Annotated in this window: 33 protein-coding genes; 21 read left to right on the top strand and 12 right to left on the bottom strand. The window is 64.6% G+C overall.

All coding sequences use genetic code 11. From position 1 onward, the window contains the following. Window position 1: 1 nt before the first annotated feature. The 3 genes from C1A35_RS01285 (at window position 2) to guaA (ending at window position 2,746) form a co-directional block, all read left to right on the top strand. On the top strand, window positions 2-454 hold the full coding sequence (locus C1A35_RS01285; RefSeq protein WP_104662563.1) for a PaaI family thioesterase: 453 nt from the start codon (window positions 2-4) through the stop codon (window positions 452-454). After that, complete coding sequence (locus C1A35_RS01280; RefSeq protein WP_104662562.1) at window positions 451-1,089, top strand: 5'-methylthioadenosine/S-adenosylhomocysteine nucleosidase; 639 nt, start codon at window positions 451-453, stop codon at window positions 1,087-1,089. The genes C1A35_RS01285 and C1A35_RS01280 overlap by 4 nt, the downstream gene beginning before the upstream one ends. Before the next feature lie 94 nt (window positions 1,090-1,183). Beyond that, a complete protein-coding gene (gene guaA / locus C1A35_RS01275) occupies window positions 1,184-2,746 on the top strand; it encodes a glutamine-hydrolyzing GMP synthase (protein WP_104662561.1) in 1,563 nt (520 codons plus the stop codon). A 207-nt stretch (window positions 2,747-2,953) separates the two neighbouring features. On the opposite strand, the gene C1A35_RS01270 is transcribed toward guaA, so the two are convergent. Then, window positions 2,954-3,859, bottom strand: a complete 906-nt coding sequence (locus C1A35_RS01270; protein ID WP_104662560.1) for a LysR family transcriptional regulator — start codon at window positions 3,857-3,859, stop codon at window positions 2,954-2,956. A 110-nt stretch (window positions 3,860-3,969) separates the two neighbouring features. Between C1A35_RS01270 and C1A35_RS01265 the strand changes: the two genes are divergently transcribed. Both C1A35_RS01265 and C1A35_RS01260 read left to right on the top strand, forming a co-directional pair. Then, window positions 3,970-5,154: an MFS transporter gene (locus tag C1A35_RS01265; protein ID WP_104662559.1), complete on the top strand. Its 1,185-nt coding sequence runs from the start codon at window positions 3,970-3,972 to the stop codon at window positions 5,152-5,154. A 114-nt stretch (window positions 5,155-5,268) separates the two neighbouring features. Further along, the gene (locus C1A35_RS01260) at window positions 5,269-6,018 is read left to right on the top strand and encodes a class I SAM-dependent methyltransferase (RefSeq protein ID WP_337441987.1); all 750 of its coding nucleotides are present in this window, start codon (window positions 5,269-5,271) and stop codon (window positions 6,016-6,018) included. A gap of 60 nt (window positions 6,019-6,078) precedes the next feature. Here the strand turns inward: C1A35_RS01260 and C1A35_RS01255 are convergent, their stop codons facing one another. Continuing rightward, window positions 6,079-6,525 carry a MarR family winged helix-turn-helix transcriptional regulator gene (locus tag C1A35_RS01255; RefSeq protein ID WP_104662558.1) on the bottom strand — a complete coding sequence of 149 codons (447 nt, stop codon included), beginning with the start codon at window positions 6,523-6,525 and terminating at the stop codon, window positions 6,079-6,081. A gap of 147 nt (window positions 6,526-6,672) precedes the next feature. Here C1A35_RS01255 and C1A35_RS01250 point away from each other — a divergent pair, with 147 nt between their 5' ends. The 6 genes from C1A35_RS01250 (at window position 6,673) to C1A35_RS01225 (ending at window position 10,558) form a co-directional block, all read left to right on the top strand. After that, window positions 6,673-7,431, top strand: a complete 759-nt coding sequence (locus C1A35_RS01250) for an alpha/beta hydrolase (protein WP_104662557.1) — start codon at window positions 6,673-6,675, stop codon at window positions 7,429-7,431. 263 nt (window positions 7,432-7,694) lie between these two features. Further along, complete coding sequence (locus tag C1A35_RS01245) at window positions 7,695-8,429, top strand: SDR family oxidoreductase (protein WP_104662556.1); 735 nt, start codon at window positions 7,695-7,697, stop codon at window positions 8,427-8,429. Between the two features lie 109 nt (window positions 8,430-8,538). Further along, on the top strand, window positions 8,539-8,868 hold the full coding sequence (locus C1A35_RS01240; protein WP_104662901.1) for an ArsR/SmtB family transcription factor: 330 nt from the start codon (window positions 8,539-8,541) through the stop codon (window positions 8,866-8,868). Beyond that, a complete protein-coding gene (locus tag C1A35_RS01235) occupies window positions 8,865-9,332 on the top strand; it encodes an SRPBCC family protein (RefSeq protein WP_104662555.1) in 468 nt (155 codons plus the stop codon). Before C1A35_RS01240 ends, C1A35_RS01235 begins: the two co-directional genes overlap by 4 nt. 116 nt (window positions 9,333-9,448) lie before the next feature. Next, window positions 9,449-9,862: a GFA family protein gene (locus C1A35_RS01230; RefSeq protein WP_104662554.1), complete on the top strand. Its 414-nt coding sequence runs from the start codon at window positions 9,449-9,451 to the stop codon at window positions 9,860-9,862. 129 nt (window positions 9,863-9,991) lie between these two features. Next, window positions 9,992-10,558, top strand: a complete 567-nt coding sequence (locus C1A35_RS01225) for a 2'-5' RNA ligase family protein (RefSeq protein ID WP_104662553.1) — start codon at window positions 9,992-9,994, stop codon at window positions 10,556-10,558. Window positions 10,559-10,563: 5 nt separating this feature from the next. On the opposite strand, the gene C1A35_RS01220 is transcribed toward C1A35_RS01225, so the two are convergent. From C1A35_RS01220 to C1A35_RS01210, 3 genes are all read right to left on the bottom strand, one after another. Further along, window positions 10,564-11,274, bottom strand: coding sequence for a GNAT family N-acetyltransferase (locus C1A35_RS01220; RefSeq protein ID WP_104662552.1), 711 nt, complete (start codon window positions 11,272-11,274; stop codon window positions 10,564-10,566). Next, the gene (locus C1A35_RS01215; RefSeq protein ID WP_104662551.1) at window positions 11,267-11,761 is read right to left on the bottom strand and encodes a MarR family winged helix-turn-helix transcriptional regulator; all 495 of its coding nucleotides are present in this window, start codon (window positions 11,759-11,761) and stop codon (window positions 11,267-11,269) included. Before C1A35_RS01215 ends, C1A35_RS01220 begins: the two co-directional genes overlap by 8 nt. Window positions 11,762-11,914: 153 nt before the next feature. Next, window positions 11,915-12,541 carry a glutathione S-transferase family protein gene (locus C1A35_RS01210; RefSeq protein ID WP_104662550.1) on the bottom strand — a complete coding sequence of 209 codons (627 nt, stop codon included), beginning with the start codon at window positions 12,539-12,541 and terminating at the stop codon, window positions 11,915-11,917. A 173-nt stretch (window positions 12,542-12,714) separates the two neighbouring features. Between C1A35_RS01210 and C1A35_RS01205 the strand changes: the two genes are divergently transcribed. Continuing rightward, window positions 12,715-13,773 carry a succinylglutamate desuccinylase/aspartoacylase domain-containing protein gene (locus C1A35_RS01205; RefSeq protein ID WP_104662549.1) on the top strand — a complete coding sequence of 353 codons (1,059 nt, stop codon included), beginning with the start codon at window positions 12,715-12,717 and terminating at the stop codon, window positions 13,771-13,773. A gap of 64 nt (window positions 13,774-13,837) precedes the next feature. On the opposite strand, the gene C1A35_RS01200 is transcribed toward C1A35_RS01205, so the two are convergent. Next, on the bottom strand, window positions 13,838-14,311 hold the full coding sequence (locus C1A35_RS01200) for an Lrp/AsnC family transcriptional regulator (protein WP_104662548.1): 474 nt from the start codon (window positions 14,309-14,311) through the stop codon (window positions 13,838-13,840). Window positions 14,312-14,518: 207 nt separating this feature from the next. Here C1A35_RS01200 and tatA point away from each other — a divergent pair, with 207 nt between their 5' ends. The 5 genes from tatA (at window position 14,519) to C1A35_RS01175 (ending at window position 17,989) form a co-directional block, all read left to right on the top strand. Then, on the top strand, window positions 14,519-15,688 hold the full coding sequence (gene tatA / locus C1A35_RS01195; RefSeq protein ID WP_104662547.1) for a tyrosine aminotransferase: 1,170 nt from the start codon (window positions 14,519-14,521) through the stop codon (window positions 15,686-15,688). A gap of 5 nt (window positions 15,689-15,693) precedes the next feature. Then, window positions 15,694-16,329, top strand: coding sequence for a YitT family protein (locus tag C1A35_RS01190; protein WP_440271487.1), 636 nt, complete (start codon window positions 15,694-15,696; stop codon window positions 16,327-16,329). A 124-nt stretch (window positions 16,330-16,453) separates the two neighbouring features. Beyond that, entirely contained in the window at window positions 16,454-16,798 is a 345-nt protein-coding gene (locus C1A35_RS01185; protein WP_104662545.1) for an ArsC family reductase, read from the top strand. Between the two features lie 21 nt (window positions 16,799-16,819). After that, the gene (ybaK, locus tag C1A35_RS01180) at window positions 16,820-17,293 is read left to right on the top strand and encodes a Cys-tRNA(Pro) deacylase (RefSeq protein ID WP_104662544.1); all 474 of its coding nucleotides are present in this window, start codon (window positions 16,820-16,822) and stop codon (window positions 17,291-17,293) included. 108 nt (window positions 17,294-17,401) lie between these two features. Then, window positions 17,402-17,989, top strand: a complete 588-nt coding sequence (locus C1A35_RS01175) for a dual specificity protein phosphatase family protein (RefSeq protein WP_104662543.1) — start codon at window positions 17,402-17,404, stop codon at window positions 17,987-17,989. A 258-nt stretch (window positions 17,990-18,247) separates the two neighbouring features. Here the strand turns inward: C1A35_RS01175 and C1A35_RS01170 are convergent, their stop codons facing one another. Continuing rightward, window positions 18,248-18,703 (bottom strand): MarR family winged helix-turn-helix transcriptional regulator, encoded by a 456-nt coding sequence (locus C1A35_RS01170; protein WP_234822698.1) that lies wholly within the window; start codon window positions 18,701-18,703, stop codon window positions 18,248-18,250. Window positions 18,704-18,787: 84 nt separating this feature from the next. Between C1A35_RS01170 and C1A35_RS01165 the strand changes: the two genes are divergently transcribed. From C1A35_RS01165 to C1A35_RS01155, 3 genes are all read left to right on the top strand, one after another. Further along, the gene (locus C1A35_RS01165) at window positions 18,788-19,459 is read left to right on the top strand and encodes a glutathione S-transferase family protein (protein WP_104662541.1); all 672 of its coding nucleotides are present in this window, start codon (window positions 18,788-18,790) and stop codon (window positions 19,457-19,459) included. A 92-nt stretch (window positions 19,460-19,551) separates the two neighbouring features. After that, window positions 19,552-20,430 carry an MBL fold metallo-hydrolase gene (locus tag C1A35_RS01160; protein WP_199772844.1) on the top strand — a complete coding sequence of 293 codons (879 nt, stop codon included), beginning with the start codon at window positions 19,552-19,554 and terminating at the stop codon, window positions 20,428-20,430. Between the two features lie 87 nt (window positions 20,431-20,517). After that, window positions 20,518-21,771 carry an aminopeptidase gene (locus C1A35_RS01155; RefSeq protein WP_104662539.1) on the top strand — a complete coding sequence of 418 codons (1,254 nt, stop codon included), beginning with the start codon at window positions 20,518-20,520 and terminating at the stop codon, window positions 21,769-21,771. An 89-nt stretch (window positions 21,772-21,860) separates the two neighbouring features. Here the strand turns inward: C1A35_RS01155 and C1A35_RS01150 are convergent, their stop codons facing one another. From C1A35_RS01150 to C1A35_RS01140, 3 genes are all read right to left on the bottom strand, one after another. After that, entirely contained in the window at window positions 21,861-22,262 is a 402-nt protein-coding gene (locus C1A35_RS01150) for a VOC family protein (RefSeq protein WP_104662538.1), read from the bottom strand. Window positions 22,263-22,283: 21 nt separating this feature from the next. Continuing rightward, window positions 22,284-22,916, bottom strand: a complete 633-nt coding sequence (locus C1A35_RS01145) for an RNA polymerase sigma factor (protein ID WP_234822695.1) — start codon at window positions 22,914-22,916, stop codon at window positions 22,284-22,286. Window positions 22,917-22,991: 75 nt separating this feature from the next. Beyond that, window positions 22,992-23,870 (bottom strand): EamA family transporter, encoded by an 879-nt coding sequence (locus tag C1A35_RS01140; protein WP_104662537.1) that lies wholly within the window; start codon window positions 23,868-23,870, stop codon window positions 22,992-22,994. Window positions 23,871-23,970: 100 nt separating this feature from the next. Here C1A35_RS01140 and C1A35_RS01135 point away from each other — a divergent pair, with 100 nt between their 5' ends. Beyond that, window positions 23,971-24,453 carry a MarR family winged helix-turn-helix transcriptional regulator gene (locus C1A35_RS01135; RefSeq protein ID WP_199772829.1) on the top strand — a complete coding sequence of 161 codons (483 nt, stop codon included), beginning with the start codon at window positions 23,971-23,973 and terminating at the stop codon, window positions 24,451-24,453. A 6-nt stretch (window positions 24,454-24,459) separates the two neighbouring features. Here the strand turns inward: C1A35_RS01135 and C1A35_RS01130 are convergent, their stop codons facing one another. Together C1A35_RS01130 and xseA are read right to left on the bottom strand one after the other, a co-directional pair. Next, window positions 24,460-25,050, bottom strand: coding sequence for an NAD(P)H-dependent oxidoreductase (locus C1A35_RS01130; protein WP_104662535.1), 591 nt, complete (start codon window positions 25,048-25,050; stop codon window positions 24,460-24,462). 65 nt (window positions 25,051-25,115) lie between these two features. Then, the gene (gene xseA / locus C1A35_RS01125; RefSeq protein ID WP_104662534.1) at window positions 25,116-26,720 is read right to left on the bottom strand and encodes an exodeoxyribonuclease VII large subunit; all 1,605 of its coding nucleotides are present in this window, start codon (window positions 26,718-26,720) and stop codon (window positions 25,116-25,118) included. Window positions 26,721-26,750 lie beyond the last annotated feature (30 nt).

Here is a 26,750-nt window from a genome sequence, read left to right as displayed (position 1 = left end):
GATGGACGAGCGTGATCCCCCCGATTTCCGCAAGCGCATCCGCGACAGCTTTGCGCGGCAGGCGGCCATGCGCACGATCGGCGCCGAACTGACGCTGGTCGAGCAGGGCACGGTCGAGATCGAACTGCCCTTCGACGACAAGCTGACGCAGCAGCACGGCTTCCTGCATGCGGGCGTGATCTCGGCGGCGCTGGATTCGGCCGGCACCTATGCGGCCTATTCGGTGATCGACCCGGATGCCTCGATCCTGACGATCGAGTTCAAGGTCAATCTCTTGTCGCCGGGGCGCGGCGAGCGTTTCCTGTTTCGCGGCGAGGTGACGAAGCCCGGTTCGACGATCATCGTCTCAGACGGACGCGGCTATGCGATCCGCTCCGACGGGCCGGCCAAGCTGATCGCCTCGATGACGGGAACGATGATGGTGGTGCGCGGACGCGAAGGGATCGAAGGATGAGTTTCGGGATCAAGGACGTTGCCGGACGCAGGGTGCTCTACGTCATGGCCGTAGACGCCGAATACGGACCGCACCTGAAACAACGGATCAAGCCGCTGATGACCGGCGTCGGCCCGGTCGAGGCCGCCGTCGTGCTGACGCGCACGCTCGCCGAACTTGCGGCAGAGCGGTCGCTGCCCGATCTCGTCGTTTCGCTCGGGTCGGCCGGTGCCGCTAAACTCGAACAGACGGAAGTCTACCAGGCGGTCTCGGTCGGCTACCGCGACATGGACGCCTCGCCGCTCGGCTTCGAGAAGGGTCGCACGCCGTTTCTCGACCTGCCCGCCGTGGTGCCGCTGCCGCTTAAGGTTCCCGGTGTTCCGCAAGCGCGGCTTTCGACCGGCGCCAACATCGTCTCGGGCGCGACCTATGATACGATCGACGCCGACATGGTCGAGATGGAGACCTTCGCCGTGCTTCGCGCCTGCCAGTCCTTCGACGTGCCGCTGATTGCGCTGCGCGGCATTTCCGACGGCAAGGCCGAACTCAAGCACGTCAACGACTGGACGGAATATCTCCATGTCATCGACGAGAAGCTTGCAGCCGTGATCGACCGGCTGGAGAATGCAGTTTCGACCGGCGAAATCCGGGTCTGAAACCCCGGGATTGTCGGGGTGCAATGTAATCGTTGCGCTGATGGCGGGCTTTCATTAAAGGCTCGCCATGATCAAGCTTGTTTGAAGGCTTCCAATGACCCAGACAGCCCATCCCGACACCGTCCTCATCGTCGACTTCGGCAGCCAGGTGACGCAGCTCATCGCCCGCCGCGTGCGCGAATCCGGTGTTTACTGCGAAATCGTACCGTTCCAGTCGGCCGAAGAAGGCTTCCAGCGCCTGAAGCCCAAGGCGGTGATCCTTTCCGGCAGCCCGGCCTCGACACTCGATATCGGTTCGCCGCGCGCGGCCCAGGTGATCTTCGATTCCGGTCTTCCGGTCTTCGGCATCTGCTATGGCCAGCAGACCATGTGCGCCCAGCTCGGCGGCAAGGTCGAAAGCGGACACCACCGCGAATTCGGCCGCGCCTTCCTGGAAGTCGAGAAGGACTGCCCGCTGTTTGAAGGCCTCTGGTCGGTCGGCTCGCGCCATCAGGTCTGGATGTCGCATGGCGACCGCGTCACCGCGATCCCCGAAGGATTCGAGGTCGTCGCGACCTCGGCCAACGCCCCCTTCGCCTTCATCGCCGACGAGAAGCGCAAGTACTACGCCGTGCAGTTCCACCCGGAAGTGGTGCACACGCCCGACGGCGCCAAGCTGATTTCCAACTTCGTGCACAAGATCGCCGGCATCAAGGGCGACTGGTCGATGTCGGCCTATCGCGCCAAGGCGGTCGAGGCGATCCGCAAGCAGGTTGGCGACAAGAAGGTCATCTGTGCGCTTTCGGGCGGCGTCGACAGCTCGGTCGCGGCACTGCTTATCCATGAGGCCGTCGGCGACCAGCTCACCTGCATCCTCGTCGACCACGGCCTGATGCGCAAGGACGAGGCGAAGAACGTCGTTGCGATGTTCGAGGAGCACTACAACCTGCACCTCCTGCACGTCGACGCCTCCGACCGCTTCATCGGCGAACTCGAGGGCCAAAGCGATCCCGAGACCAAGCGCAAGATCATCGGGCGGCTCTTCATCGAGGTGTTCGAGGAAGAGGCAAAGAAGCTCGGCGGCGCGGACTTCCTCGCCCAGGGCACGCTCTATCCCGACGTGATCGAAAGCGTTTCCTTCACCGGCGGCCCGTCGGTGACGATCAAGTCGCACCACAATGTCGGCGGCCTGCCGGAGCGCATGAACATGCAGCTCGTCGAGCCGCTGCGCGAACTCTTCAAGGACGAAGTGCGCGTGCTCGGCCGCGAACTCGGCCTGCCCGACAGCTTCATCGGCCGCCACCCCTTCCCGGGTCCGGGCCTTGCCATCCGCTGCCCGGGCGGCATCTCCCGCGAGAAGCTCGAGATCCTGCGCGAAGCCGATGCGATCTATCTCGACGAGATCCGCAAGGCCGGTCTCTACGATGCCATCTGGCAGGCGTTTGCCGTGCTGCTGCCGGTGCAGACCGTCGGCGTCATGGGCGACGGCCGCACCTACGAGTTCGTCTGCGCCCTTCGCGCCGTCACCTCGGTCGACGGCATGACGGCGGACTTCTACCACTACGACATGGAATTCCTCGGCCGCGCGGCAACGCGCATCATCAACGAGGTGCGCGGCATCAACCGCGTCGTCTACGACGTCACCTCGAAGCCGCCGGGCACGATCGAGTGGGAATAATCCCGCGTCCCGCCGCATGGCACGAAAACTGAGCCAAGCCCGCGTAACTGCGGGCTTTTCTCATTCTCGACCCCGTGCTGACTGGCCAGCGCGCGGTTACAGCTCAAGAACTTGAAGCCCGGAAAGCGCGTGCGAACGATCGCGACGTGCGCTTCAGGTTTCTGGTTTTTCGCCGCAAAGCCGCTGCACACTCTTGCGCGCCATGCTTCAAGTGATCTGCAAGTCGGCCAGCAGTTCCAGCATGGCGTCCACCTTGGGCAGCAACTGCCGTCCGACGGGCCAGATCAGATTGAGCGGCAGCCCTTCCGTCGTCAGTTCCGGCAGAATCTGCACGAGTTCGCCACGTTCTATCTCGTCGCCGACCAGCCACGTCGCCAGTTGCGCGATGCCGCATCCGGCCTTGGCCGCGGCGACCAGCGCCTCGGCATTGCCAACTGTCATGCGGCCCTCCATCGTCCGCCGCTCGACCGCATCGGGGGCATGCGCAATCAGCCATGGGCTGGTGGTGCCATCGGCCTTGCCATAGAGCACGGCATCGTGCCGGGCGAGCTCGACCGACGACAGCGGCGTGCCCCGCCTGGTGAGGTAATCGGGCGAGGCGCAGAAGATCAGGCGTTCGCGGCCAAGGGAACGATGCCCCACGGAGGCGGGCCAGTGATCCGGACCGCCGATGCGTACCGCCACGTCGACGCCCTCCTCGAGCAGATCAACGAAACGGTCGGTGAAGGTAACGTGCGGGCGCAGTTGCAGGTGCTGCTGCGCGAACCGCAGCAATAGCGGCCAGACGCGCAGACGCCCAAACGTCGTCGGCACATCGAGCCTCAGGCGCCCCACCGGCTCGCTGCGCTGCGCGGCGAGTACAGCCTCGGCTTCTTCCAGATCGGCGAGGACACGCAAGCAGGTGCTGTAGAACGCCACGCCGGCGTCCGTCAGAGCAAGGCGACGGGTCGTGCGCTCGAACAACCGGGTGCCAAGCCGATCCTCAAGGCGCGCCACGCTCTTGCTCACCGCGGAACTGGTCAAGTGCAGACGTTCCGCCGCCGCCGTGAAACTGCCTGCGGCAGCCGTTGCCACAAAGGTCTCGATGCCCTTCAGGCGCTCCGCCGAAATCATGTTTCTCACCCATTGCGGACTTCAGTTCATGAATTGAAGGAAAACATATCCGAGATAAGAATGAAATTCTTGAATAGAGTGATGGCATTGAATTCACACAGGATCTTCTGATGTCATCCCTCGCAGCACCAGGCGACGCGGCTCCGGCCAGCCGCGACAGCCTCTCCATCGCCATCCTCGCGGTCGCGGCCTTCGTCATCGTTACCACCGAATATCTGATCGTCGGGCTGCTGCCGGCATTGGCACGTGATCTCAAGATTTCGATTTCGGCCGCCGGTCAGCTCGTCACCCTGTTCGCCTTCACGGTCATGCTGTTCGGCCCTGCGCTGACAGCGATGCTGTCGCATGTCGAACGCAAGCGCCTGTTCATCGCCATTCTTCTGATCTTTGCCGTCTCCAATGCGCTCGCCGCAATCGCGTCTGACGTCTGGGTTCTTGCGATCGCCCGGTTCGTTCCGGCGCTGGTGCTGCCGGTGTTCTGGGGCACGGCGAGCGAAACGGCCGGGCAAATCGTAGGGCCAGCGCGTGCCGGTCGCGCTGTCTCGCAAGTGTATCTCGGCATTTCCGCCGCCCTGCTGTTCGGCATTCCGCTGGGTACGCTCGCGTCTGATGCCGTCGGCTGGCGCGGCACCTTCTGGGTCCTGGCAGGTCTTTCTCTGGCAATGGCTTTGGCTCTGGCCGTTTTCATGCCGACCGTGGCACTGCCCAGGCGGCTGCGCCTGGCGGAACAGGCCCGCATCCTCAAAGACCCGTATTTCGTCGGCAATGTCGCGCTGTCGGTGGTGGTGTTCACCGCCATGTTCACCGCTTACACCTATCTGGCCGACACGCTGGAACGGATCGCCGGCGTGGCCCCGGCGCATGTGGGGTGGTGGCTCATGGGCTTCGGTGCCGTTGGCCTCATCGGCAACTGGTTGGGCGGACGCTTTGTCGATCGCGGCCCGCTCGCTGCCACCGCCGCATTCTCGCTGCTGCTGGGCGTCGGCATGGCGGCCAGCGTACCGCTGGCGGGTTCCTTCGTCTTGCTGGGATTGGCGCTTTCGGTGTGGGGCATCGCCTATACCGCGCTCTTTCCCATCTGCCAGGTGCGGGTGATGAAGTCCGCGTCACACGCCCAAGCTCTGGCCGGAACCTTGAACGTGTCCGCCGCCAATGCGGGGACAGGCTTCGGCGCAATCATCGGTGGCCTGGTGATTCCGCAGTGGGGATTGGAAAGCATCGGTTACGTCGCTACGGGCATTGCGGCCGTGGCCATTCTGCTCACGGCCTGGATCTCACGCTTGCGACCGCGATGAGCGAGCGTGTCACGACGGCGCCGGCTTCACTGCCCTTTTGTTTTGAGGCGCTATAAGCTATTGACGCAATTGGATAAATTTCAACGGCCCACAATTGAGCGGGGAGCAACCACCATGTCGATGCCGTCGGACAAGCTCTATAACGATCCAGGTCTCGTGGCGTTCTACGACATCGAGAACGGCTGGACCGCCGATTCGCAATATCTGAAGACCATGGCCGAAGGCCGCGCCTCGATCCTCGATCTCGGATGCGGCACCGGCATGCTCACGGCTGCGCTTGCGGAGACGGGCAAGCGGGTCGTCGGCGTCGATCCGGCAGCGGCCATGCTCGACGTCGCAAGGCAAAGGCCGGGCGGCGACCGGGTGCGCTGGGTCGAAGGCGACGGGCGGACCATCCGGCTTGGCGAGACCTTCGACATGGTGCTGCTGAGCGGTCATGCCTTTCAGGTCTTCCTGACCCGGCAAGATCAGCTCGCCACGCTCCGGACCATCGCCGCGCATCTTTCGCCCGAAGGGCGCTTCATCTTCGACAGTCGCAACCCGCTTGTCGAGGAATGGCGGGAATGGACGCCGGAGGAATCCGAGCGGGATATCGTTCATCCGGCCCTCGGCCGGGTTCTCGCCTGGAACGACGTCCGCCATGATCCCGAGACCGGCGTCGTGGAATATGGAACCTTCTACCGGGCTGCATCGGACGGACGCGTCTACGAGGCCCGGTCGAAAATCGCCTTCCCTTCCCATGAGGATCTCGTCGCGATGATCGACGAAGCGGGGCTGGTCGTCGAAACCTGGCTTGGCGGCTGGGACGGCAGGCCGTTCGAAATGTCCGCGCCCGAGATCATCCCGATCGGCCGGCGGCTATAGGCGCGCCGCAGGTGACCTCCAGGGCTTCCGCGCCTCAGGATGCACGCATGCGCGCTGCCGCTACTTGGCCGCGTCGCGCATGCCGTCACGCAGCTTGCGGATCCGTTCGTTGAGGTCGACCATTTCCGGCACGGTGAAGCCGGAGTTTTCCAGGAGCGCATCGGTCAGACAGCCGGTATTGACATGCAGGTCGCGTCCTTTCCCGGTGAGGTGGACCTCCACCTGCCGCTCGTCGGTGACGCTGCGGTGCCGGCCGAGGAAACCGGCTGCCTCCAGCCGTTTGACGGCCGGCGTGATGGTGCTCGACTCCAGGCCCAGCCTGTCGGCGATCGCGGAGATCGTCAGTCCATCCCTTTCCCAGAGCGTGCTTAGGACGAGGTACTGCGTATAGGTCACGCCGAGCGCGTCGAGCATCGGCTTATAGACGCGGTGGATGGCGATCGACGCGGAGTAGATCGAAAAACAGAGCTGGCTGTCGAGCGGCAGCGTTGTCGGTTCGTCGGGCATTTCGGCCTCCTTGCGGCGCGCTGCGTTTCATGCCGCGAAAATCAATATCGCGATAATAAGTATCTTTACAAGAAAAACGAGTCGGCGTATACGATGATTATCGCGATAATTATTTTCGCGAAAACAACACATCGAAGGAGACCCGAAATGCTCAAGTCCCTCATCGCCGCCGCCGCTTTCGCCCTCTCCGCAAGCGCGCTGACCCCGGCCCAGGCCGCCTCTGCCAGCAAGAATGTCGTGCTCGTTCACGGCGCCTTTGCCGACGGTTCGGGCTGGCAGGGCGTCTACAACATCCTGAAGAAGGACGGCTACAACGTCACCATCGTGCAGAACCCGACCTTGACGCTTGCCGGCGATGTCGCGGCTACCAAGCGCGCGATCGCCGCCCAGGACGGCCCGGTCGTGCTCGTCGGCCACTCCTATGGCGGCGTGGTCGTTTCGGAAGCTGGCACCGACGCGAAGGTGAAATCCGTCGTCTATATCGCCGCCTTCGCGCCGGATAAGGGCGAGTCCGTTTCCTCGCTCATCGCCAACCCGCCGGCCGGCGCGCCCGTTCCGCCGATCCTGCCGCCGGTCGACGGCTTCCTCTCGCTCGACAAGGAAAAGTTCGCCGCCGCCTTCGCGGCCGATGTCGATCCCGAGATTGCCGCCTTCATGGCCGACTCCCAGGTTCCGTGGGGCATTGAAGCGACAACCGGCACTGTCACCGCTCCGGCCTGGAAGGAGAAGTCGAGCTTCTATCTGGTCGCGACCGACGACCACATGATCCCGCCGGCCGCCCAGCGCCAGATGGCAAAACGCGCAGGCTCCACCGTGGTCGAAACATCAGGCAGCCACGCCATCTACGTCTCCAAGCCCGAGGCGGTCGCAGCGATCATCGAGCAGGCCGCGCAGGCGAGCGAATAAGCGAGATCAGCTGACAGCGACACAGAGGGGGCGAAGCGCGAAGCTTCGCCCCCTTTCGCTTGTCTCCAGGGCCAACCTAAAGACCGATCCGCCTGGAACCCGGCTCCACTGTCGCCATCATTGGTTAGAGTTTCTCACCACGTCATCCCCGATCGGCAGCTCGATCGAACGGATCGCCTTTTCTATCTTCTGTCTCACCGGCGCCAAGCCAGCGCCCGAGCCAAACGCGATCAGAAAACGAACCTTTCGAAAGAGCGATAGCCATGGAAAATGTTCAGGGAAAAGTCGTTGCCATCACCGGCGCAAGCAGTGGCATCGGCGAAGCCACCGGCAAGCGGCTGGCAGCAGCCGGAGCCAAGGTCGTGATCGGCGCACGCCGGTCCGATCGGCTGGAGCGCATCGCCGGCGAAATCGCCGCCGCTGGCGGAGAGGTCCGCTTTCGCACGCTGGACGTGACGAACCGGGAGAGCGTTTCCGCCTTCGCCCGTTTTGCGCACACCGAATTCGGCCGCCTCGATGTCATCGTCAACAACGCCGGCGTCATGCCGCTGTCGCCGCTGGCAGCCCTCAAGGTCGACGAGTGGGACCGCATGGTCGACGTGAACATCAAGGGCGTTCTCAACGGCATCGCAGCCGCCCTGCCGATCATGAGTGCGCAAGGGTCCGGGCAGATCATCAACGTCTCTTCGATCGGCGGTCATTCGGTGTCGCCGACGGCCGCCGTCTATTGCGCGACCAAGTTCGCGGTGCGGGCGATCTCGGACGGCCTCAGGCAGGAGACCGACCGCATCCGCGTCACCGTCATCTCGCCCGGAACGACGACCTCCGAACTCGCCGATACGATCAGCGATACGACTGCGCGAGAGGCGATGAAAGAATGGCGGGCCATCTGCATCAGCCCGGACGCCGTCGCAGCCTCTATCGCCTATGCCATCGGCCAGCCCGACGATGTCGACGTCAGCGAGATCGTCGTACGCCCGACGGCAAGCCCGCACTGAGGCGCCCTTCGGTGGCGATCGTTCCGGCGAGAAGAGGCACGCTTCGAGCGCCACGCTCGAATCAATAGTATTGACTAATCAATCAGCATGCGCTAATGACTTAGCCATGATGATCGAAACCGCCCCCGTCACCGCCGTCATGCGCGCCCTTGCCGACCCGACACGGCGCGCCGTGTTCGAGCGCATCGCCAATGCCGACGAAATTACCGTCGTCGAGTTAACCCGCGGCAGCGGCGTGACCCAGGGCGCGATTTCGCAGCACCTCAAATCGCTGAAACAGGCGGGCCTGGTCGCCGAGCGACCGGAGGGCCGCAACGTCTATTACCGCGCCGAGCCTGAGGGCCTGGCGCCGCTCGTCGACTGGATGAGCCATTACGGCATCTTCTGGCGCGACCGCTTTGCCAATCTGCGCACCCTTCTCAAGGAGATCGATCCATGACCGACGCAGCCGCCCTGAAACTCGAGACCCAGGACATCGTCGTCGACGAAGTGTTTCCGCATACGCCCGAAACGATCTGGAAAACGCTGACCAACGGCGAACTGATGGGCCGGTGGATCATGCCGCCGGCTGGCTTCCAGGCGGTCGAAGGCACCCGCTTCAGCTTCCAGACGACGCCGGCCGGCGCCTGGGATGGCACGATCCATTGCCAGGTGCTGGAGGTGCGCCCGCACGAGCGCTTCGTCTATTCCTGGAAAGGTGGCGACGAGGGCAATACCGGCTACGGCTCCCGTCTCGACACCATCGTCACCTGGACGCTGACGAAGGTCGACAACGGCACCCGCCTCCGACTTGTGCATTCCGGCTTTGTCACGCCAAAGAACGACAGCGCCTATGCGAACATGAGCAATGGCTGGCCGAAGGTCCTGTCGCGGCTCGGCACCGTCACCGACGAGCAGCATTGAAACCCAGGCGGATCGCCACGGCGATCCGCCCCCCCCCAAGAGACAGGCAAAGTGACGGGTCGGCGCCGCGCTTGCGGCCGCGCAAGGCTTTGCCATGCCCGCTACAGGAGGAATGCATGAGCAAGTCCTATATCGGCGGATGCGCCTGCGGTGCGATCCGCTACGAGATCTCGGGAGAACCGGTCTTTTCCAACGACTGCCAATGCCGGGACTGCCAGCACGAGAGCGGGACCGGGCATGGATCGCACATGACCTTCCGCCGCGACGGCGTGAAGCTCGAAGGCCAGGCCACCCATTGGGACATGGTCGCCGACAGCGGCCACGTGAAGACGCGCGGCTTCTGCCCGACCTGCGGCTCGCCGGTCTATATGACCTTCTCGGCCATGCCGGAATTCTTCAGCGTTCGCGCAGCGAGCCTCGACGATCCCGGCCGTTACAGACCCCAGGCGGTGACCTACACGGTGCGTGGCCACGGCTGGGACCGCCTCGATCCGGCCCTGCAGAAATTCGAGCGGATGCCGCCGGACTAGCGTCGCGGGGCTTCCGCCAAAGCACAAACTCTCCCCTCGCCCGCCAGGCGTCCTTGGCATCATCGCCTGGTATCCCCATTTCCGGTTGAGGCCAAACATGGTGACGCGGCCCGGGCCGAGGAGGAATGCATGTCGTCGAGCCAATTCGCCCTCGATCTCGGTGCTTCCGGAAAGGCGCCGGCAATCGACATCCTCTACTTCGCACTGCTGCCCGATAAACAAGCCGCAAGGCGGGCAATTGCGGTTGCCAAACGAGACTTCGCGGATCAGGACGCCTGCGGCTTCGTCTACAGGCCGGACCGGCTGCATGTTTCCGTCGACAAGCGCTGGGAAGGCCGCGGCGTGCCGGACCTTGCCATGGCGGATGCGATGAGGCGCGGCGCGCGGGTAGCGTTATCCCCCTTCGAGATCCGGTTCGATCAACTGAGAAGCAGCGGCAACGGCACGAATTGGCCAAGGGCGCTGCTGTCGCGCGAGGCATCGCCGGGATTTGGCGCCTTGGTGCAGCAGATCGGACAAACGAGCGACGGCGCGATCGAGGCGATCCCGCACATGACGCTCTACCGGGCCGACCGGCCGGCACCGGCAATCGACATCGCTAACGCGATCGCCTGGACCGCGCGCGAACTCGTGCTGATCCATGCCCAGAAGGGAGCGGGCACCGCAAGGATCGTCGGCCGCTGGCCGCTTGGCTGAGCGGTTCAGCGTTGCCCCTCTGCGTCCCAATCGTTCCTTGCGCGCGAGAGGACGGTAACCACGAAGGGCGCGCGAACTGCAAAGCCCAAGGATCGGTAGAGATCGATCGCCACCGTGTTTGCCGCATAGGCATGGAGAAACGGCGTTTCGCCGCGCCTGAGGATTGCGTCGGAGACCACGCGGGAAAGAGCCGCGGCATAACCGCGACCGCGAAAATCGGGATGGGTGCAGACGCCGCTCAGCTCGGTAAAGCCGTCGAGCTTCATCCGTTCACCGGCCATGGCAACAAGGCGCCCATGCTGCCGGATGCCCCAGAAGGAGCCGAGCCTGTGGGTGTTTTCGAAGAACGGCCCCGGCCTGGTCAGCGTGGCGAGCGCCAGCATCTCCGCCGCATCCGCCTCGCCGAGCGGCTCGATCGGCGCGGTCCCTCCGCCGGCACGCATTTCGGTGGCGACCATCTGAACGGCAGGTGCCGTCTTTTCGGTGTGGGTTCCGGCCGGCAACGGGCCTTCGCCCGCCCGCAGGTGGATGACGGTCCCGTCCGCGGGAATGAGCTCACGAAACGCCGCATGCGATTCCGGTCTGTCGTCGCGCGCAGCCGCAAAGATCGAAACATCGGCAACGTAGCGCTTCGCAAGACTGCCGCCGAGGGAGAATTGTGCCTGGCGTGACTGGAGCGCGTGCCAGTCCGGCCGGTCGAGCGGATGGTCAGCCACGTTGGTGCGCCTTCTCTTCCAGCGCCCGCCGGTCGAGCGACATCTCGTCAAGCCCCGCCTCGATGGCGTCAAGCTGGTCCAGCAGCGAACCCGAGAGCCCGGCGCAAAGGCCAGTGACGGCCGTCTCCACATGCGGCCAAACGTCACGCTTCGACCGTTCGACGATGTTTCGGCCCTCACAGCTCAGCACCACCGCTTTCTGCCTGCGATCGCGCTCATTCCGTTCGATCTCAATCAGCCCCTTTTCGGCGAGCAGCGCCAGGCTGCGGGTAACGCCGGGCTGACTGACGCCAAGCGCCTGAACCAGGTCGCCGACCGACAGCGCGCCATGGCGATCCAGGGCGGCGAGCACGGGATATTGTCCGGCCGGAATGTCGAAGCCGACGCCCTCGCCGAACCGGGTGACATCCGCTTGCAAGCGCTCCGCGATCCGCTTCAGGCGACTGCCGAGACAGAGGTAACCGAGCTGCCGAACCACGTCTTCCATGCATCTGATCTCTATTTACATAACTCGATATATAACTTGTTATATAAATGCAAGCATGGAACGATTGGGGTGAAGAAGCAGGCAGCCCAAGGCTGGCGCAAGCATCATGCCCAGCCAGGCGCCGGCCCTTCCGGCTGAAGTCCTAAAGGCAACTCATGCCGGCGGGACGAAGGGCTGGCTGATCGCCTGGAACACCGGAAGCGCTTCCAGTTTCTCCGCATGCGCCCTGAGCCGCGGGTAGTCTGCGATCGTCACGAGATCGGCGTGCACGTCGTTCAGGAATCGCAGTACGGCCGCAACGGCGATATCCGCATGGCCGATGCGCTCGCCCAACCAGAATTCGGTCCTGCTTTCGGCACGGCTCGCCTCGAGCACGCCGAGTGTTTCCTCGATCTGCCTGCGGCACCGACCGACCCAGAGGTCAGAGACCTGTCCATGCAGCCGTTTCTCGTAGAAGAGGCTGACGGCCTTGTCGCCGAGCCCAGTCGCAAGCGTGGCGATCCTGAGCGCCCGATGGCGCATCGGCTCTGTCCGCGGGAACATGACCCGATCGTCGGAAACGAGACCGTCGAGATAATCGAGGATGATGTGGCTGTCGGTCAGCGCCGTCCCGTCGTTGAGCACGAGGGTCGGCACGCGCGTCAAGGGATTATAGGCCCGAAGCTCGTCGGCATTGCCGAAGGAGGACCAGGGGCGATGTTCGAACGGCATGCCGTAAAGGCTGAGCGCGATGCCCACACGGCGGACGAAGGGTGAGTCATACTGGCCGATCAGGATCATCTTGCAGTCTCCCACCTGTGCTCAATGCTTCACAGAACCATAGGCGTTCCCATGATGAAAGCGATAGCGACACCGGCGCAACCCGAAACCGCCCCCCCCCCGGTTCTTAGCGACTTGCGGAGCGCCTAGGGAATGCCGATAAGCGCTCCCAACGAACGATACGGGAGGAGCCCATGGACATTTCCGAAATCATCATCGCCGGGGATACGGCAGGCATCGAATGGCGGCTGCCAGTCTTCCGCTTCAAGGGCAGAACGGCCGCCGCACCCAAGACCTATATCCAGGCGGCGCTGCACGCCAACGAGCTGCCGGGCACCGCGCTCGCGCATTTCCTGCTGCAGCGACTGCAGCAGGCGGAGAAAGACGGCGCCATCCTCGGCGACATCACCGTCGTGCCGCAGGCAAACCCGATCGGCACCGCGCAGTCGCATTTCGGCGAGCTGCAGGGACGCTTCGATCTCGGCTCGCGCACCAATTTCAACCGCGACTTCCCGCTGATTTCTCTTGCCGACCGCGACAGCCTCATCGACGACCTCGATCGTTACTCGGCAACCGACCGGCTGAAGCGGCAGCTGCTGCACATGGCGCTCGGGGCCGACCTGATGCTCGACCTTCATTGCGACGACGAGGCGCTGCAATACGCCTATATCGACGAGACCTTCTGGCCGGAGGCGGGCGACCTTGCGGCGGCGCTCGACATGGAAGCGGTGTTCCTTTCGGACGGCGAAAGCTCCGCCTTCGAGGAGGCCGTGGCCTATGCCTGGAAATACGAGACCGGGCAGAAGAAGACGCGGCTTCCCGGCCGCCTGTCGGTGACGGTGGAACTTCGCGGCACGCGCGACGTCTATCCGGAGCTCGCCCGCAAGGATGCAGAGGGCGTCTTCCGCTTTCTCGTCGCCCGTGGCGTCGTTGCCGGCGGCGAAGAGCCGGTCGCACCCTTCGCCGGCATTGTCGCGCCGCTCGACAACATCGAAATGATCCGGGCACCGGAAGCCGGCGCTATCCTGTTCCACCGGGATATCGGCGAGAGCGTGAAGGCCGGCGACCTGCTCGCGACCATTCTTGCGCGTCCCGGCCAGGTGAACGGCGCCACCGAGGTGCGTGCGCCGCAGGACGGCTTGATCGTCACCCGCGTCTCGACGCGCCTTGCGCGGCGCCGCGCAGACCTGATGAAGATCGCCTGCGCCGCGCCCTCAAGCGCCGTGCGCAAGCCCGGACCGCTCGAAGCCTGAGTGCCATGTCGGGCGGAAAGCCAACGGCTTCCGCCCGCAATCATGTCCAGCGAATGTGCGGCCGTCATCCCGCCGTGGCGGCCGTCATCTTCGGGCTGTCGAGCAGGATGGTCGAGCGCAAGGTCTTGATCTCGGCGATCTGTTCGAATTCGCTCCAGAGCAAGCGCTTGTAATCGGCGACGTCGCGCACGGCGATCTTCAGGAGGAAATCGAAGTCGCCGGCAACCGTGTGGCATTCCACCACCTCCGGCATGCGCGACACGAGTTCGATGAACCGCTGGCCGACCTTGCTTGCGGTCCGCTCCAGCGTCACCTCGACAAAGGCCTGCAAACCGATCCCGGCCGCCTTCGGATCGACGACCACCGTCTGGCGGATGACGCCGGCTGCATAAAGCCTGGCAAGCCGGCGCGACAGCGGCGCCGGCGACAGACCGACCCTCGCCGCAAGCGCATTGTTGCTGAGCGACGCGTCCTCGACCAGCAGACGAATGATCCGCCGGTCGATCTGATCCAGTTCCGTCGCCATCTTCTCAACCATCGCCGAGCCTCCACGCGCAAATCAGCAAATCAATTGCAGAATTTTGCGCAAATAGCACGCTGTCGATATTGTCTCCGTGGCAAAAATCGCATCGATTTTGCGCCTTTGCTGACTTAAGAAGGAAGCCGCAGGGCAGCCGGAGGATCGGCGGCCCGAAAGCTTCTCGACCGACCTCGTTTCGCTGCCACTCAAGGGGGAATTTCCGGCATGTTCGACGCTCTGACCCGCCAACCCGACGATCCGTTGCTCGCCCTGATCGGGCTCTACCGCAAGGACGAGCGCCCCGGAAAGGTCGATCTCGGCGTCGGCGTCTACCGCGACGAAACCGGCCATACGCCGATCTTCCGCGCCGTCAAGGCAGCGGAGAAGCGCCTGCTCGAAATACAGGACAGCAAGTCCTATGTCGGCCCCGAGGGCGATCTCGTCTTCATCGATCATCTCTGGACGCTGGTCGGTGGCGATACCATCGATCGCAGCCACATTGCCGGCGTGCAGACGCCGGGCGGTTCCGGCGCTCTGAGGCTCGCCGCCGACCTCATCCACCAGATGGGCGGCAAGCGCATCTGGATCGGCCTGCCAAGCTGGCCGAACCATGCGAGCATCTTCAAGACGGCCGGCCTGGAAACCGCCGGCTACCCGTTCTTCGACGTGCCCACGCAGACCGTGCTCTTCGACACCATGTTGTCGGCGCTCCAGGGTGCCGCCGCCGGCGATGCCGTGCTGCTGCATGCGAGCTGCCACAACCCGACCGGCGGCGTCATCACGCAAGCGCAGTGGATGGAGCTTGCCGCCGTCATCGCCGAGCGCGGCCTGCTGCCGCTCGTCGACCTTGCCTACCAGGGGTTCGGCCGCGGTCTCGACGAAGATGTCGCCGGTCTCCGCCACCTGATCGGCGTCGTTCCGGAAGCGCTGGTTGCCGTTTCCTGCTCCAAGTCCTTCGGGCTCTATCGCGAGCGCGCCGGCGCGATCTTCGCGGTGACGGCCTCGTCGTCTTCGGCCGATACGGTCCGCTCCAACCTCGCCGGCCTTGCCCGCACCAGCTACTCGATGCCGCCGGATCACGGTGCAGCGATCGTGCGGATGATCCTTTCCGACGCCGAGCTCAAGCGTGACTGGCAAGAAGAACTCGAAACCATGCGGCTGCGCATCACCAACATCCGCCGCGCGCTCGCCGAAGGCTTGCGTGATCGCTGGCAGGCGCTCGGCGCCGTCGCCAGCCAGGAAGGCATGTTCTCGCTGCTTCCGCTTGCCGAGGCCGACGTCATGCGGCTTCGCAACGAGCACGGCATCTACATGCCCGGTTCCGGCCGCATCAATATTGCCGGCCTGAAGACGGCGGAAGTCGACGGCGTTATCGCCAAGTTCAAGAACCTCTGAGGACCATGATGGCCGAGCACAGCATCGACGCGACAGAAACCCCAACTGAACGCCATCGCCTCTACGAGGATGCGCTGGCGATCCTGACGGGCACGCTGATCATGTCGCTCGGCATCATCATTTACAGCAAGGCGATGCTGCTCACGGGCAGCACGTCGGGCCTGGCACTGCTTCTGCAATATGCGACCGGCGCCGAGTTCTGGCTGGTCTTTTCGCTCGTCAACCTGCCCTTCTACGTCCTGGCGGTCAGAAGGCTCGGCTGGATGTTTGCGCTGCGCACCTTCATCGCCGTCAGCCTCGTCTCGCTGTTTTCTCGGCTGACGGCCGGCTGGGTGGAGATCGCCCGGCTCGATCCGATCTATGCGGCCGTCGTTGGCGGCGGGCTGATGGGCATGGGTCTCCTGATCCTCTTTCGCCACCGCACCGGGCTTGGCGGCATCAACATCGTGGCGATCTATCTCCAGGAAAAATTCGGCATTCGGGCCGGCTACTTCCAGCTTGGCGTGGATCTCGCGATCCTCGCTGCCGCTTTCTTCGTCTTGCCGCCATCGAACCTGGCACTTTCGGTGATCGGGGCGGCGGTCGTGAACATGACGCTGGCGATCAATCACAAGCCCGGGCGTTATGTCGGCGTGACCTGAAGCAGGGTCTCGGTCTTCCCTCCCGCGCATCGGGCGGCTATCACTCCTGCCACTCTTTGAAATTGCGCGATTCCCGGCGGCGCGATCCGTTCGGGAATTGCGCGCTGCGGTCTGGAGCATGGGAATGACGGTCACGATTTACGGCATCAAGAACTGCGACACGATGAAGAAGGCACGCACCTGGCTCGACGGCCGGGGCATCGCCTATCGCTTCCACGATTACAAGGCCGAAGGCATCGACCGCGCGCATCTCGAGCGCTGGTGCAAGGAGGCCGGCTGGGAAACGGTGCTGAACCGCGCCGGTACGACGTTCCGCAAGCTGGACGAGGCCGACAGGCAGGATCTCGACGAACAGAAGGCGATTGCGCTGATGCTCGCCCAGCCCTCGATGATCAAGCGTCCGGTGCTGGAAGCCGGCGGCAATCTGCTGATCGGTTTCAAGCCGGATCTCTACGAGGCAGCGCTGTAACGCCGGATCCGGAGCCAGACGATGTCGAAGACCACGCGCGCCACGCAGATGCTTTCGAAGGCCGGCGTCGCCTTCAGCGTGCACAGCTATGACTACGATCCCAACGCCGAACGCGTCGGCCTGCAGGCGGCGGAAGCGCTTGGCGAGGATCCGAGCCGGGTGCTGAAAACGCTGATGGCCGAGGTCGACGGCAAGCCGGTCTGCTGCGTCGTGCCCTCCGATCGCGAAGTGAGCATGAAGAAGCTGGCCGCCGCCTTCGGCGGCAAATCCGCCGCGATGATGAAGCCGGCGGACGCCGAGCGCCTGACCGGCTACCATGTCGGCGGCATCAGCCCGTTCGGCCAGAAGAAGCTGGTACCGACGGCGATCGAGGAGACAGCACTTATTGAAGTGCTGGTCTACATCAACGGCGGTCAGCGCGGCCTGCAGGTGCGGCTGGCACCCCGCGACGCCCAGGCGGCGCTGAAGGCGGTCGCGGCACCGCTGATCGCCTGAAACAGCCGCCATCAAAACATCACAGATACCGAATACGTGCCGAACTGGCGGGACGACAGCTGTGCAAGCGCAGGCAGACCCGCGCACGAACGGCGTCGGGTCTGTCTCATGGTGTCTGCAGGTTTTCTCACCGCGAAGCGTCTGCTGAAGCGCCTCGCCGTCGGCACGGTTGCGCTCGTCGCGGCCCTTCTTCTCTACCTCGTTGGCCTGCAGTGGACCGGCAATTTCCACACGCTCGTGGCCGGCGAGGTTTACCGTTCGGCACAGCCGACGCCGGAGGCGATCGCTACCTATTCGAAGGCCTACGGTATCCGCACCATTCTCAACCTGCGCGGCGAGAAGCCGGGCGAGCGCTGGTATCGCGACGAGGTCGCCGCTGCCGCGCGCAACGGTATCCGGCTCATCAACTTCCCCATGTCCGCCTCGGCGGAGATCGACCGCAAGGAAACCGACGCGCTGATGGCGGTCCTCAGGGACGCGCCGAAACCGCTTTTGATCCACTGCAAGGCCGGCGCCGACCGCACCGGCCTCGTCTCGACCATCTACCTGCAGCAGATCGCCGGCGTCGACGAGGAGACGGCAGAGTGGCAGCTTTCGCCGCTCTACGGTCATGTGGCCGTTCCCTACCTCTCCGGCACCTTCGCCATGGACGAGACCTGGGAAGCCCTCGAGAAGTCGTTCGGGCTGAGCAGCTAGGCGTCGACGGCGTCCAGATTGGCGCTCGGCCCATCGGCCCCCCTCATCCGGCCTGCCGGCCACCTTCTCCCCGCAGGCGGGGCGAAGGAGACTCGTGGCACCCGCTCGCCTCAACAACTACGCTCCGTTCTACGGCGCTACGAGCGACGCGCGTCCCCGCTCCCTGGCCGCGGGGAGAGAGCCAGGGTGAGTGGCCATCCAAGCGCCGCGATCACCATCCGATTGTCCGCCGTTAAGCTCTCCTTGAGCTGCAATGCTCTACCTCAACTTCGCCAGCAGCACTGCCAGTTGCCGTGCCTCGGCTACGCTCAATCTCGCTCCGACATGCACCTCGATCGACGGGCCATAGGTTCGCCACATGCGTTCGCGCATCGCCCGACCGGCCTCGGTGATGACAACCCATTGTCCACGCCCATCCGCATCGAAAGCCTCCCGGCGAACGAGTCCCTCCTTGACCAGACGGTCGATCAGGCGGGAGAGGTTGTACTGCGCAAGCAAGGTACGTGCCTCGATCTCGAAGGGCCGCAGCCGGCCGTCGTCGGCCCGAACCAGTTCCCACAAGACGTCGTACCAGCCAAGCGGCGGCTGGCCGGCGGCCTTGAAGTCGGCTTCGATCCGCGCAAGCACGCGTTCCCGCGCGCGCATCAGCCCGATCCAGGCCTCGGTCGTTTCCGGTCCGGGACGCTTTGCGTCATTTTTCGTCTCGTCTGCCATAGATGCAATTACATCCATCTTGAAAGTCGAGGCAAGCCCACATACATGCAATTGCATCTACTTTGCTTCAACCGGGAGATCGCCATGCTTGCCCTCGTCAGCCACCATCTCTGCCCCTATGTGCAGCGCGCCTCGATCGCGCTCGACGAAAAGGGCGTCCGTTTCGAGCGGACCTATATCGACCTCAAGGCCAAGCCCGACTGGTTCCTGAAGGTCTCGCCGCTCGGCAAGGTGCCGCTCTTGCAGGTGCCGCAGCACGGCGGCGAGACCGTGCTCTTCGAAAGCTCCGTCATCGCCGAATATGTCGAGGAAAGCCAAGCCGGCCCGAAGCTTCATCCCGGGGATGCACTGGAGCGTGCCCGCCATCGCGGCTGGATGGAGTTCGGCTCGTCGATCCTTTCGGATCTCTGGGGTTTCGAGACTGCGAAGGACCGGGAAACCTATGAACAGAAGGGAAAGGCGATCGCCGCAAAATTTGTGACGGTCGAGGCTGCGCTCGGCGACGGCCCCTACTTTGCCGGCGCCAAGTTTTCACTCGTCGATGCGGTGTTTGCGCCGATCTTCCGCTACTTCGACCTCTTCGACACGCTCGCCGATCACGGCATCTTCGACGGGCTCGATCGTGTCGGCGCCTGGCGCACGGCGCTCGCCGCGCGGCCGAGCGTCAAGGCGGCCGTGACGCCGGACTATGGCGAGCGGCTGATGACCTTCCTCAGGGAGCACGACGCCTATCTGCTGCGCGCCCGGAAGGCATAGCGAAGCGCGCGGGCCATGCCGTCCTTCAGTTTGGCGCGCGCCTGCTCTATGAGAGGACGCACGCCAAGCTGGAGGAGCACCTTGTGACGGACATGACCTCGACCCTGACGATTCTGGAGCCCTGTGCCGGCGTCTATGCCTATTATGACGGGCGTGCCGCCGGGATACGGCTGTATTCGCCGGCGGCGAACTGGCTGGATGATGGCGCCTACGAACTCGGCGTCGCCTCCTACGCCATCGTCGACGGCCGTGATGCGCTGGTCTATGACACGCATATCTCGCTCGACCATGCCCGTGCGATCCGCACGCACCTCGAAGGCCTTGGCGTCACCTCGATCCGCGTCGTGCTCAGCCATTGGCACAAGGACCATGTGGCCGGGAACGCGGTCTTTGCCGATTGCGAGATCATCGCGCTGACATTGACGGCGCAGAGGCTCGAGGACAATCGCGAACGCATCGAAACGGCGACCCCACCGATCGAGCCCCTTATCATGCCCAATCGCCTGTTCGATAAGACGCTCGTCCTGACCGTCGGCAAGCGCCGGGTGGAACTGCATCACTTCGCGATCCACAGCGCCGACGGCAATGTCATCTGGCTGCCCGAGGAGAAGCTGCTGCTTGCGGGCGATACGCTTGAGGACACGACGACCTTCATCAGCGAGGCCGACCAAACGGAGACGCACGTCGCGGAACTCAAACGCCTGCGGCAATGGCCGATCGAAAGGATCCTGCCGAGCCACGGCGACCGCGAGCGGATCGCCACGGGCGGCTACGGGCCGGAGCTGATCGATGCCAACCGGCGCTACATCGAGCGGCTGACGGATGCGATAGAGAAGGGCATGCCGGTCGCTCCGCTCAAGGAATTCGCTGCCGATGAGATCGCCTCTGGGGCGATCCTCTATTTCGCGCCCTACGAGGCAGTGCACAGGAGCAACGTCGAGCGGCTGCGTTCTGTCATCGGCGCGCGCTGATTGCAGCGAACCTCCGGCGCTCAGCCTTCATTTTCGCCGCAAAGCGCTCTAAGTCTTCTTCTTCCGATTTCAAAAGACAGGCAGATCATGACCTATCCTGCAAATACGCCCAATCCGATCGATCCGGCAAAACTCGACAAGCTCGCTGAAGTCGCGATCCAGGTCGGCCTGCAGCTCCAGCGCGGCCAGGACCTGGTGATGACGGCGCCGGTCGCCGCGATGCCGCTCGTCCGTCTCATCACCAAACACGCCTACAAGGCCGGCGCCGGCCTGGTGACGACGCTCTACTCGGACGAGGACACGACGCTGTCGCGTTATGCCTACGCACCGGACGAAAGCTTCGACCGGGCGAGCGACTGGCTGTTCAAGGGCATGGCCGAAGCCTTTGCTGGCGGCGCTGCACGGCTTGCGATTTCCGGCGACAATCCGATGATGCTTTCGGCGCAGGACCCGGCCAAGGTCGCGCGCGCCAACAAGGCGAACTCGATCGCCTACAAGCCGGCGCTCGAAAAGATCTCGAACTTCGATATCAACTGGAACATCGTCTCCTACCCGAACCCCAACTGGGCGAAGCTGGTCTTCCCGAACGACCCGGAAGACGTTGCCGTCGAGAAGCTCGCCAATGCGATCTTCGCCGCCTCGCGCGTCGACGTCGCCGATCCGGTCGCCGCCTGGAAGGAACACAATGCCAATCTCGCGCGGCGTTCGGCCTGGCTCAACGGCGAGCGTTTCGCGGCGCTGCACTTTACCGGCCCCGGCACCGACCTGACCGTTGGGCTGGCGGACGGGCACCTGTGGTGCGGCGGCGCGTCGGAAGCCAAGAACGGTATCACCTGCAATCCGAACATCCCGACCGAGGAAGTGTTCACCACACCGCATGCGCTGCGCGTCGAGGGCTACGTCTCTTCGACCAAGCCGCTGTCGCACCAGGGCACGTTGATCGACAACATCCAGGTGCGTTTCGAAGGCGGCCGGATTGTCGAGGCGAAGGCCTCGCGCGGCGAGGAAGTGCTGAACAAGGTGCTCGACACCGATGAAGGCGCGCGCCGGCTCGGCGAAGTGGCGCTGGTGCCGCATTCCTCGCCGATCTCGGCAAGCGGCATCCTGTTCTACAACACGCTGTTCGACGAAAACGCCTCGTGCCACATCGCGCTCGGCCAGTGCTATTCGGGCTGCTTCGTCGACGACACCAAGCTGACGCCGGAACAGATCCGCGCCCAGGGCGGCAATTCGAGCCTGATCCACATCGACTGGATGATCGGCTCGGGTGCGGTCGATATCGACGGCGTGCGCGCCGACGGCAGCCGCGTTCCGGTCATGCGAAAGGGCGAGTGGGCCTGATCGAGAGCGCTCTCGGGCGCTCGTCTTCCTCAGTACCTTGCGGCCGTCGCAGCCCCTGCGGCGGCCGTTTCTGTTGTCGGATCTTCCCGTCAGCGATTGGCGGCGCGCTTCAGGCGCGGCGCCTCCGCCGACTGGTAGAGCGACAGGACGTGACCATCGGGATCGGCAAATTCCGCAGACCAGCCGCCGGGCGCATGGCTCACCGGCGTGACGATCGTCGCCCCTTTCTCGGCAAGGCCACCCACGACATCGTCGATACCGCCTTCGGCAAGATCGAAGACGACGATCGGCGAGTTTCCGGGTTTGCATTCGGCGACGAAGAAGATCAGGTCGATGTTGTTCTCGATGCTCGCCATCAGCCAGTCGTTGCCGGCGCCGTCATCGCCCATGCGCTGGACTTCGAGGCCGAGCACATCGCGGTAGAAGGCCTCCGTCCGGGCGATGTCCGTGACATAGTAGCAAATGTTTCCGATACGGATCTTCGACAGCATTGGTTCATCCCTTTCTGTTGGTTACGCCGGCTTGTTGCCGCCGGTTGTCGTTTTGTGAGGCGCAGGTGCAGAAAAATTGACCGCGAAGAGATGCCCGTCCGGATCGTGGCTGGCAAAGGCGGCGCGACCGCTCCGCGTCACCGGTAAAAGCGCCTGGCGGATGCGGCCGCTTTCGAGCGGGTAACGCAGCCCGGTCAGTTCGCGGATGGGCTCGGCGTGGCCGGCATCGCGCCAGGCGCGGCGCAGCATCAGGATGCGCTGGCGCAGTGCCTCGTCGGAAATGCCGAGGAGATGACGGATCTCGGGACGGTTGTGACCGGCGATCGCAAGGAGCATTAAGACCCTGAGGCTGGGCGCCAGCGTCGCGGCAAGGGCCAGCGGAGCATTGGAGCGCACATCCTCCTCGGCTTCCGGCAAGTCCAGCTGCTGTTCGCGCCGGAAGCGTCGGGCCGCCGTACGCGCCTGCATCGTCGCAAGCTTGCGGATGACGCCGCAGAACCAGGCGCGATCGCCAGTAGGCGGAAAGCGCCCGGCCTTGAGCGCCACGATCAGCGCCTCGTGCAGCAAATCCTCCGCTTCGGCGGCGCGGCGGGTCTGGCGCCTGGCGAAGCGGAGGAGATCGGAATAATGCGCCGGCGTCAGATGCTCGGTCATCAGGACATGCGCTTCTTTGAGGATTGACGTTGCCGGCAATGTGAAGCGCATGCCCGGTGTTTGCAAGCCCTGATTTCAGGCTCTGGCCGGCCGCACCCTGGGGACGAGCTGCGCCCGCTGGCTGAGCCAGACACTGGCAAAGACCACGAGGATGCCGAGCGCCTGGACCGGCGTCAGCTGTTCGCCGAGCACGCCCCAGCCGAGCAGGATGGCGACGACTGGGCTTAAGAAGCCGAGCGGCGAGACGGCCGACGGTTCGAGGCGCGAGAGGCCCCGGAACCAGAGCAGATAAGTGAAGGCAGCGCCGATCAGGCCGAGATAGGCAAGACCCAGCACGTTGGCCGTGGTCAGCGGCGGCAACGACGGTTCGAAGAACAGCGCCACCGGCACGAGCAGCAGGCCACCGGCCGCCAACTGCCAGGCGGTGAAGGTGAGCGGCGGCACCGGCGGCGCCCAATGGCGGCTGAGCACCGTGCCGAAGGCCATGGAGACGGCGCCGGCGAGACCGGCGAGCACCCCGAGCGGATCAAGCTTGGCCCCGGGTGTCAGCACCAGCAGGGCGACGCCGACGATACCCGCGAGACCGGCGACGACACTGAGCAGGCGGATCGGCGAACCGAGGAAGACGCGCGACAACAGAATGACGATCAGCGGCTGGACAGCACCGACCGTGGCGGCAACGCCGCCCGGCAGCCTGTAAGCCGAGACGAACAGCATCGCCCAGAAGAAGGAGAAGTTGAGCGCGCCGAGCACGAAGGTCCGCGGCCACCAGATGCCCTCCGGCAGGCGCCGGACGATGAGCAGCAACAGCAGCCCCGCCGGCAGTGCGCGCAGCATGGCGACCGTCAAGGGATAACCGGCCGGCAGGAACTGCGTGGTGACGAGATAAGTGCTGCCCCAGATGGCCGGTGCAAGCGCGGTCAGGGCAAGGTCGATGCTGCGGTTCGAACTCATATCTCCACCTAAAGAATCTCTACATCAAGATAAATTAAGCCTATCACGGTTTATCTCTACGTCAAGATACTCTATGGTGAGAAAAACAAAGGAGGACCAGATGGATCGCGTCGACAAGATATTGGCCCAGTGGAACCGCGAGCGGCCGGATCTCGACGTGTCGGCCATGGGCCTGCTCGGCCGACTTTCAAGGCTTTCGGCGCATATTGCCCGGGAGATCGACAAGAGCTTTTCCGAACGTGGCCTCAACGCCTCGAGCTTCGACGTACTTGCAACGCTGCGCCGGTCGGGGCCGCCCTATCGGCTGTCGCCGAGCGACTTGCTGGATACGACCATGGTCAGCTCCGGAACGATGACCAACCGCATCGATCAGCTGGAGAAGGCGGGGCTCGTCGAACGGATCGCCAACCCCGAGGACCGCCGCAGCGTGATCATCGCGCTCACGGAAGAGGGCCTGCGCCGCGTCGACGAAGCCGCGACAGCGCATGTGGCGAACCAGCATCGTGTCGTTTCCGACCTCTCGCCCGAGGAACGCCTGGTGCTCAACGCACTGCTGCGCAAATATCTCGCGGCGTTCGAATAGCCGCGATCACAGACTGGAGGCAAGCCGGCGGACGCGCTGCAGATGTGCCCTGCGTTTGGCATCGGTCGCCCTGTCCATGTCATGCAGCGCGAGCATGCGGAAATTCAGCCCCTTGGCGCAGAAGGCGGCGATGCCGCGCTTCAAGAGCCGCCTCACCGGATTGCCCATATAGAGGTGCACCACCCACCAGGGCGAACCGGTCGTGGTCAGCGCCCAGAAGAGCTTGATGTTGTGGAGCCGCGGGATGATGCGACCGCCGGCCGGATCGTTGTCGAAGGCGACGCCCGGCGCAAAGACGCGATCGAAGAAACCTTTCAGGATCGCCGGAAAATTGAACCACCACTGCGGAAAGACGAGCACGAGCCCGTCGGCCGCCTGCAAGCGGGCGATCCAGCCGGCGACCGCCGCGCGATCATAGGCGTCGGTGAAGTAGCTGCCGCGCTCGACAACGGTGAGACGCGGATCGAAGTCCTCGCGGTAGAGATCGAGCAAATCGACCCAATGGCCATTCGCCTCCAAAGCCGCGCACGCTTCCCGCGCGACGCTCGCGGCGAAACTGTCTTCAAGCGGGTGGGCAAGCACGAGCAGGATACGCATGTTTCTCCATATCGCCCAAGCGGGACACTGAGACGCTTTGCCGGATTTAGTTGTCGTTCGGCGACCTAGAACAGGCTGCCCTGCTTCGGCGTGCCACCGGTCGGCTCTACGGGTTTCGTCTGCTTCTTGCGCGGCGCCGAGGGCAGAGCGGCCGGCTCGCCCTCGCCTTCCCCTGCAATGGCCGCAACGCGACCGTCGGCAAATTCGAGGCTCAGCGCCATGCCGACCGAAACGGACGCAGCCTGGCGCACCGGGCCGCCCTCGCCATCCCGGACCAGCGCAAAACCGCGCTGCAGGACGTTGCGATAGGAGAGCGACTGCAGGATGCGGTCCTGGGCGACGATGACGCTGCGCAGACGGCGCACGTCAGCGCGCACCGCGACATCGGACCGGGCCGCAAGCCCGGCGACACGATCGGACGCACGGTGGATCTGGCCGAGGAGGCGCGACGGCAGTGCGCGCAACGCTGCATCCGCCGCCGATACCCGCGCCTCGCCGCGATGCACCTGCCGCTCGACGATGCGCTCGGCCTTGTTCATGGCATCGGCCAGGCGCTGGCGGCGCTCGGAAAGCTTGCCCTTGAGCAGATCGGCGCGCAGTTCGGCAGAGACCCGCTCGAACTGGCGGCGCTTGTTGGCGGTGTTCATTGCGAGGCCGCGTCCGAGGCCGAGGGCTGCCTCGTCGAAACGCCGGCGCGGCAGCGCCAGCAACTGATCGAGCGAGGGCAGCGCCCGCGCCAGCGAACGCACCGCCTGGCGGCGATTGTCCATCTGGCGCCCGACGGCCGCCTTCAGACGCGCCGAGAGGCCCGAGACCGCAGCCTCGAGGTCGGCCCTGACCGGCACCGCCATTTCGGCAGCGCCCGTCGGCGTCGGCGCGCGCTGGTCGGCGGCGTAGTCGATCAACGTCCAGTCGGTCTCGTGCCCGACGGCGGAAACCAGCGGGATCTCCGAGGCGGCCGCGGCGCGAACGACGGCCTCGTCGTTGAAGCCCCAGAGGTCTTCGAGGCTGCCGCCGCCGCGCGCGACGATCAGCACGTCCGGCCGCGCAACCGGGCCGCCGGGCTCGATCGCATTGAAGCCGCGGATGGCCGCCGCCACCTCGTCGCCCGAGCCATCACCCTGCACCCTGACCGGCCAGACGACGACGTGCACCGGAAAGCGATCGGCGATGCGGTGCAGGATGTCGCGGATGACGGCGCCGGTCGGCGAGGTCACGACGCCGATGACCCGCGGCATGAAGGGCAGCGGCCGCTTGCGGCCGGCATCGAACAGGCCCTCGGCCGCAAGCTTGCGCTTGCGCTCTTCGAGAAGCGCCATCAACGCGCCGGCGCCGGCCGGCTCCATCGTCTCGATGACGATCTGGTACTTCGACGAGCCCGGGAAGGTCGTCACCTTGCCGGTCGCGATCACTTCCATGCCCTCTTCCGGGCGGAAGCGCAGCCGCGAGAAGGTGCCTTTCCAGATCACCGCATCGATACGCGCACGATCGTCCTTGAGCGCGAAATAGGCGTGGCCCGACGAATGCGGACCGCGATAGCCGGAGATCTCGCCGCGCACGCGCACCTGGTCGAAGGCCTGCTCGACCGTTCGCTTGATCGAGCCCGAAAGCTCGGACACCGAATATTCGGTGAGGTTGCTCGGAGAATCGTTGTCGAAGAAAGAGGCCATAGCCTCTTTTACCGCACCCTTCGCCGAAGG

This window comes from Ensifer adhaerens (assembly GCF_002940685.1).
GTDB classification, from domain to species: Bacteria; Pseudomonadota; Alphaproteobacteria; order Rhizobiales; family Rhizobiaceae; genus Ensifer; species Ensifer adhaerens_E.
Note: the sequence above shows the minus strand (reverse complement) of the source record. Positions and strands in the feature narration are given on the sequence as shown.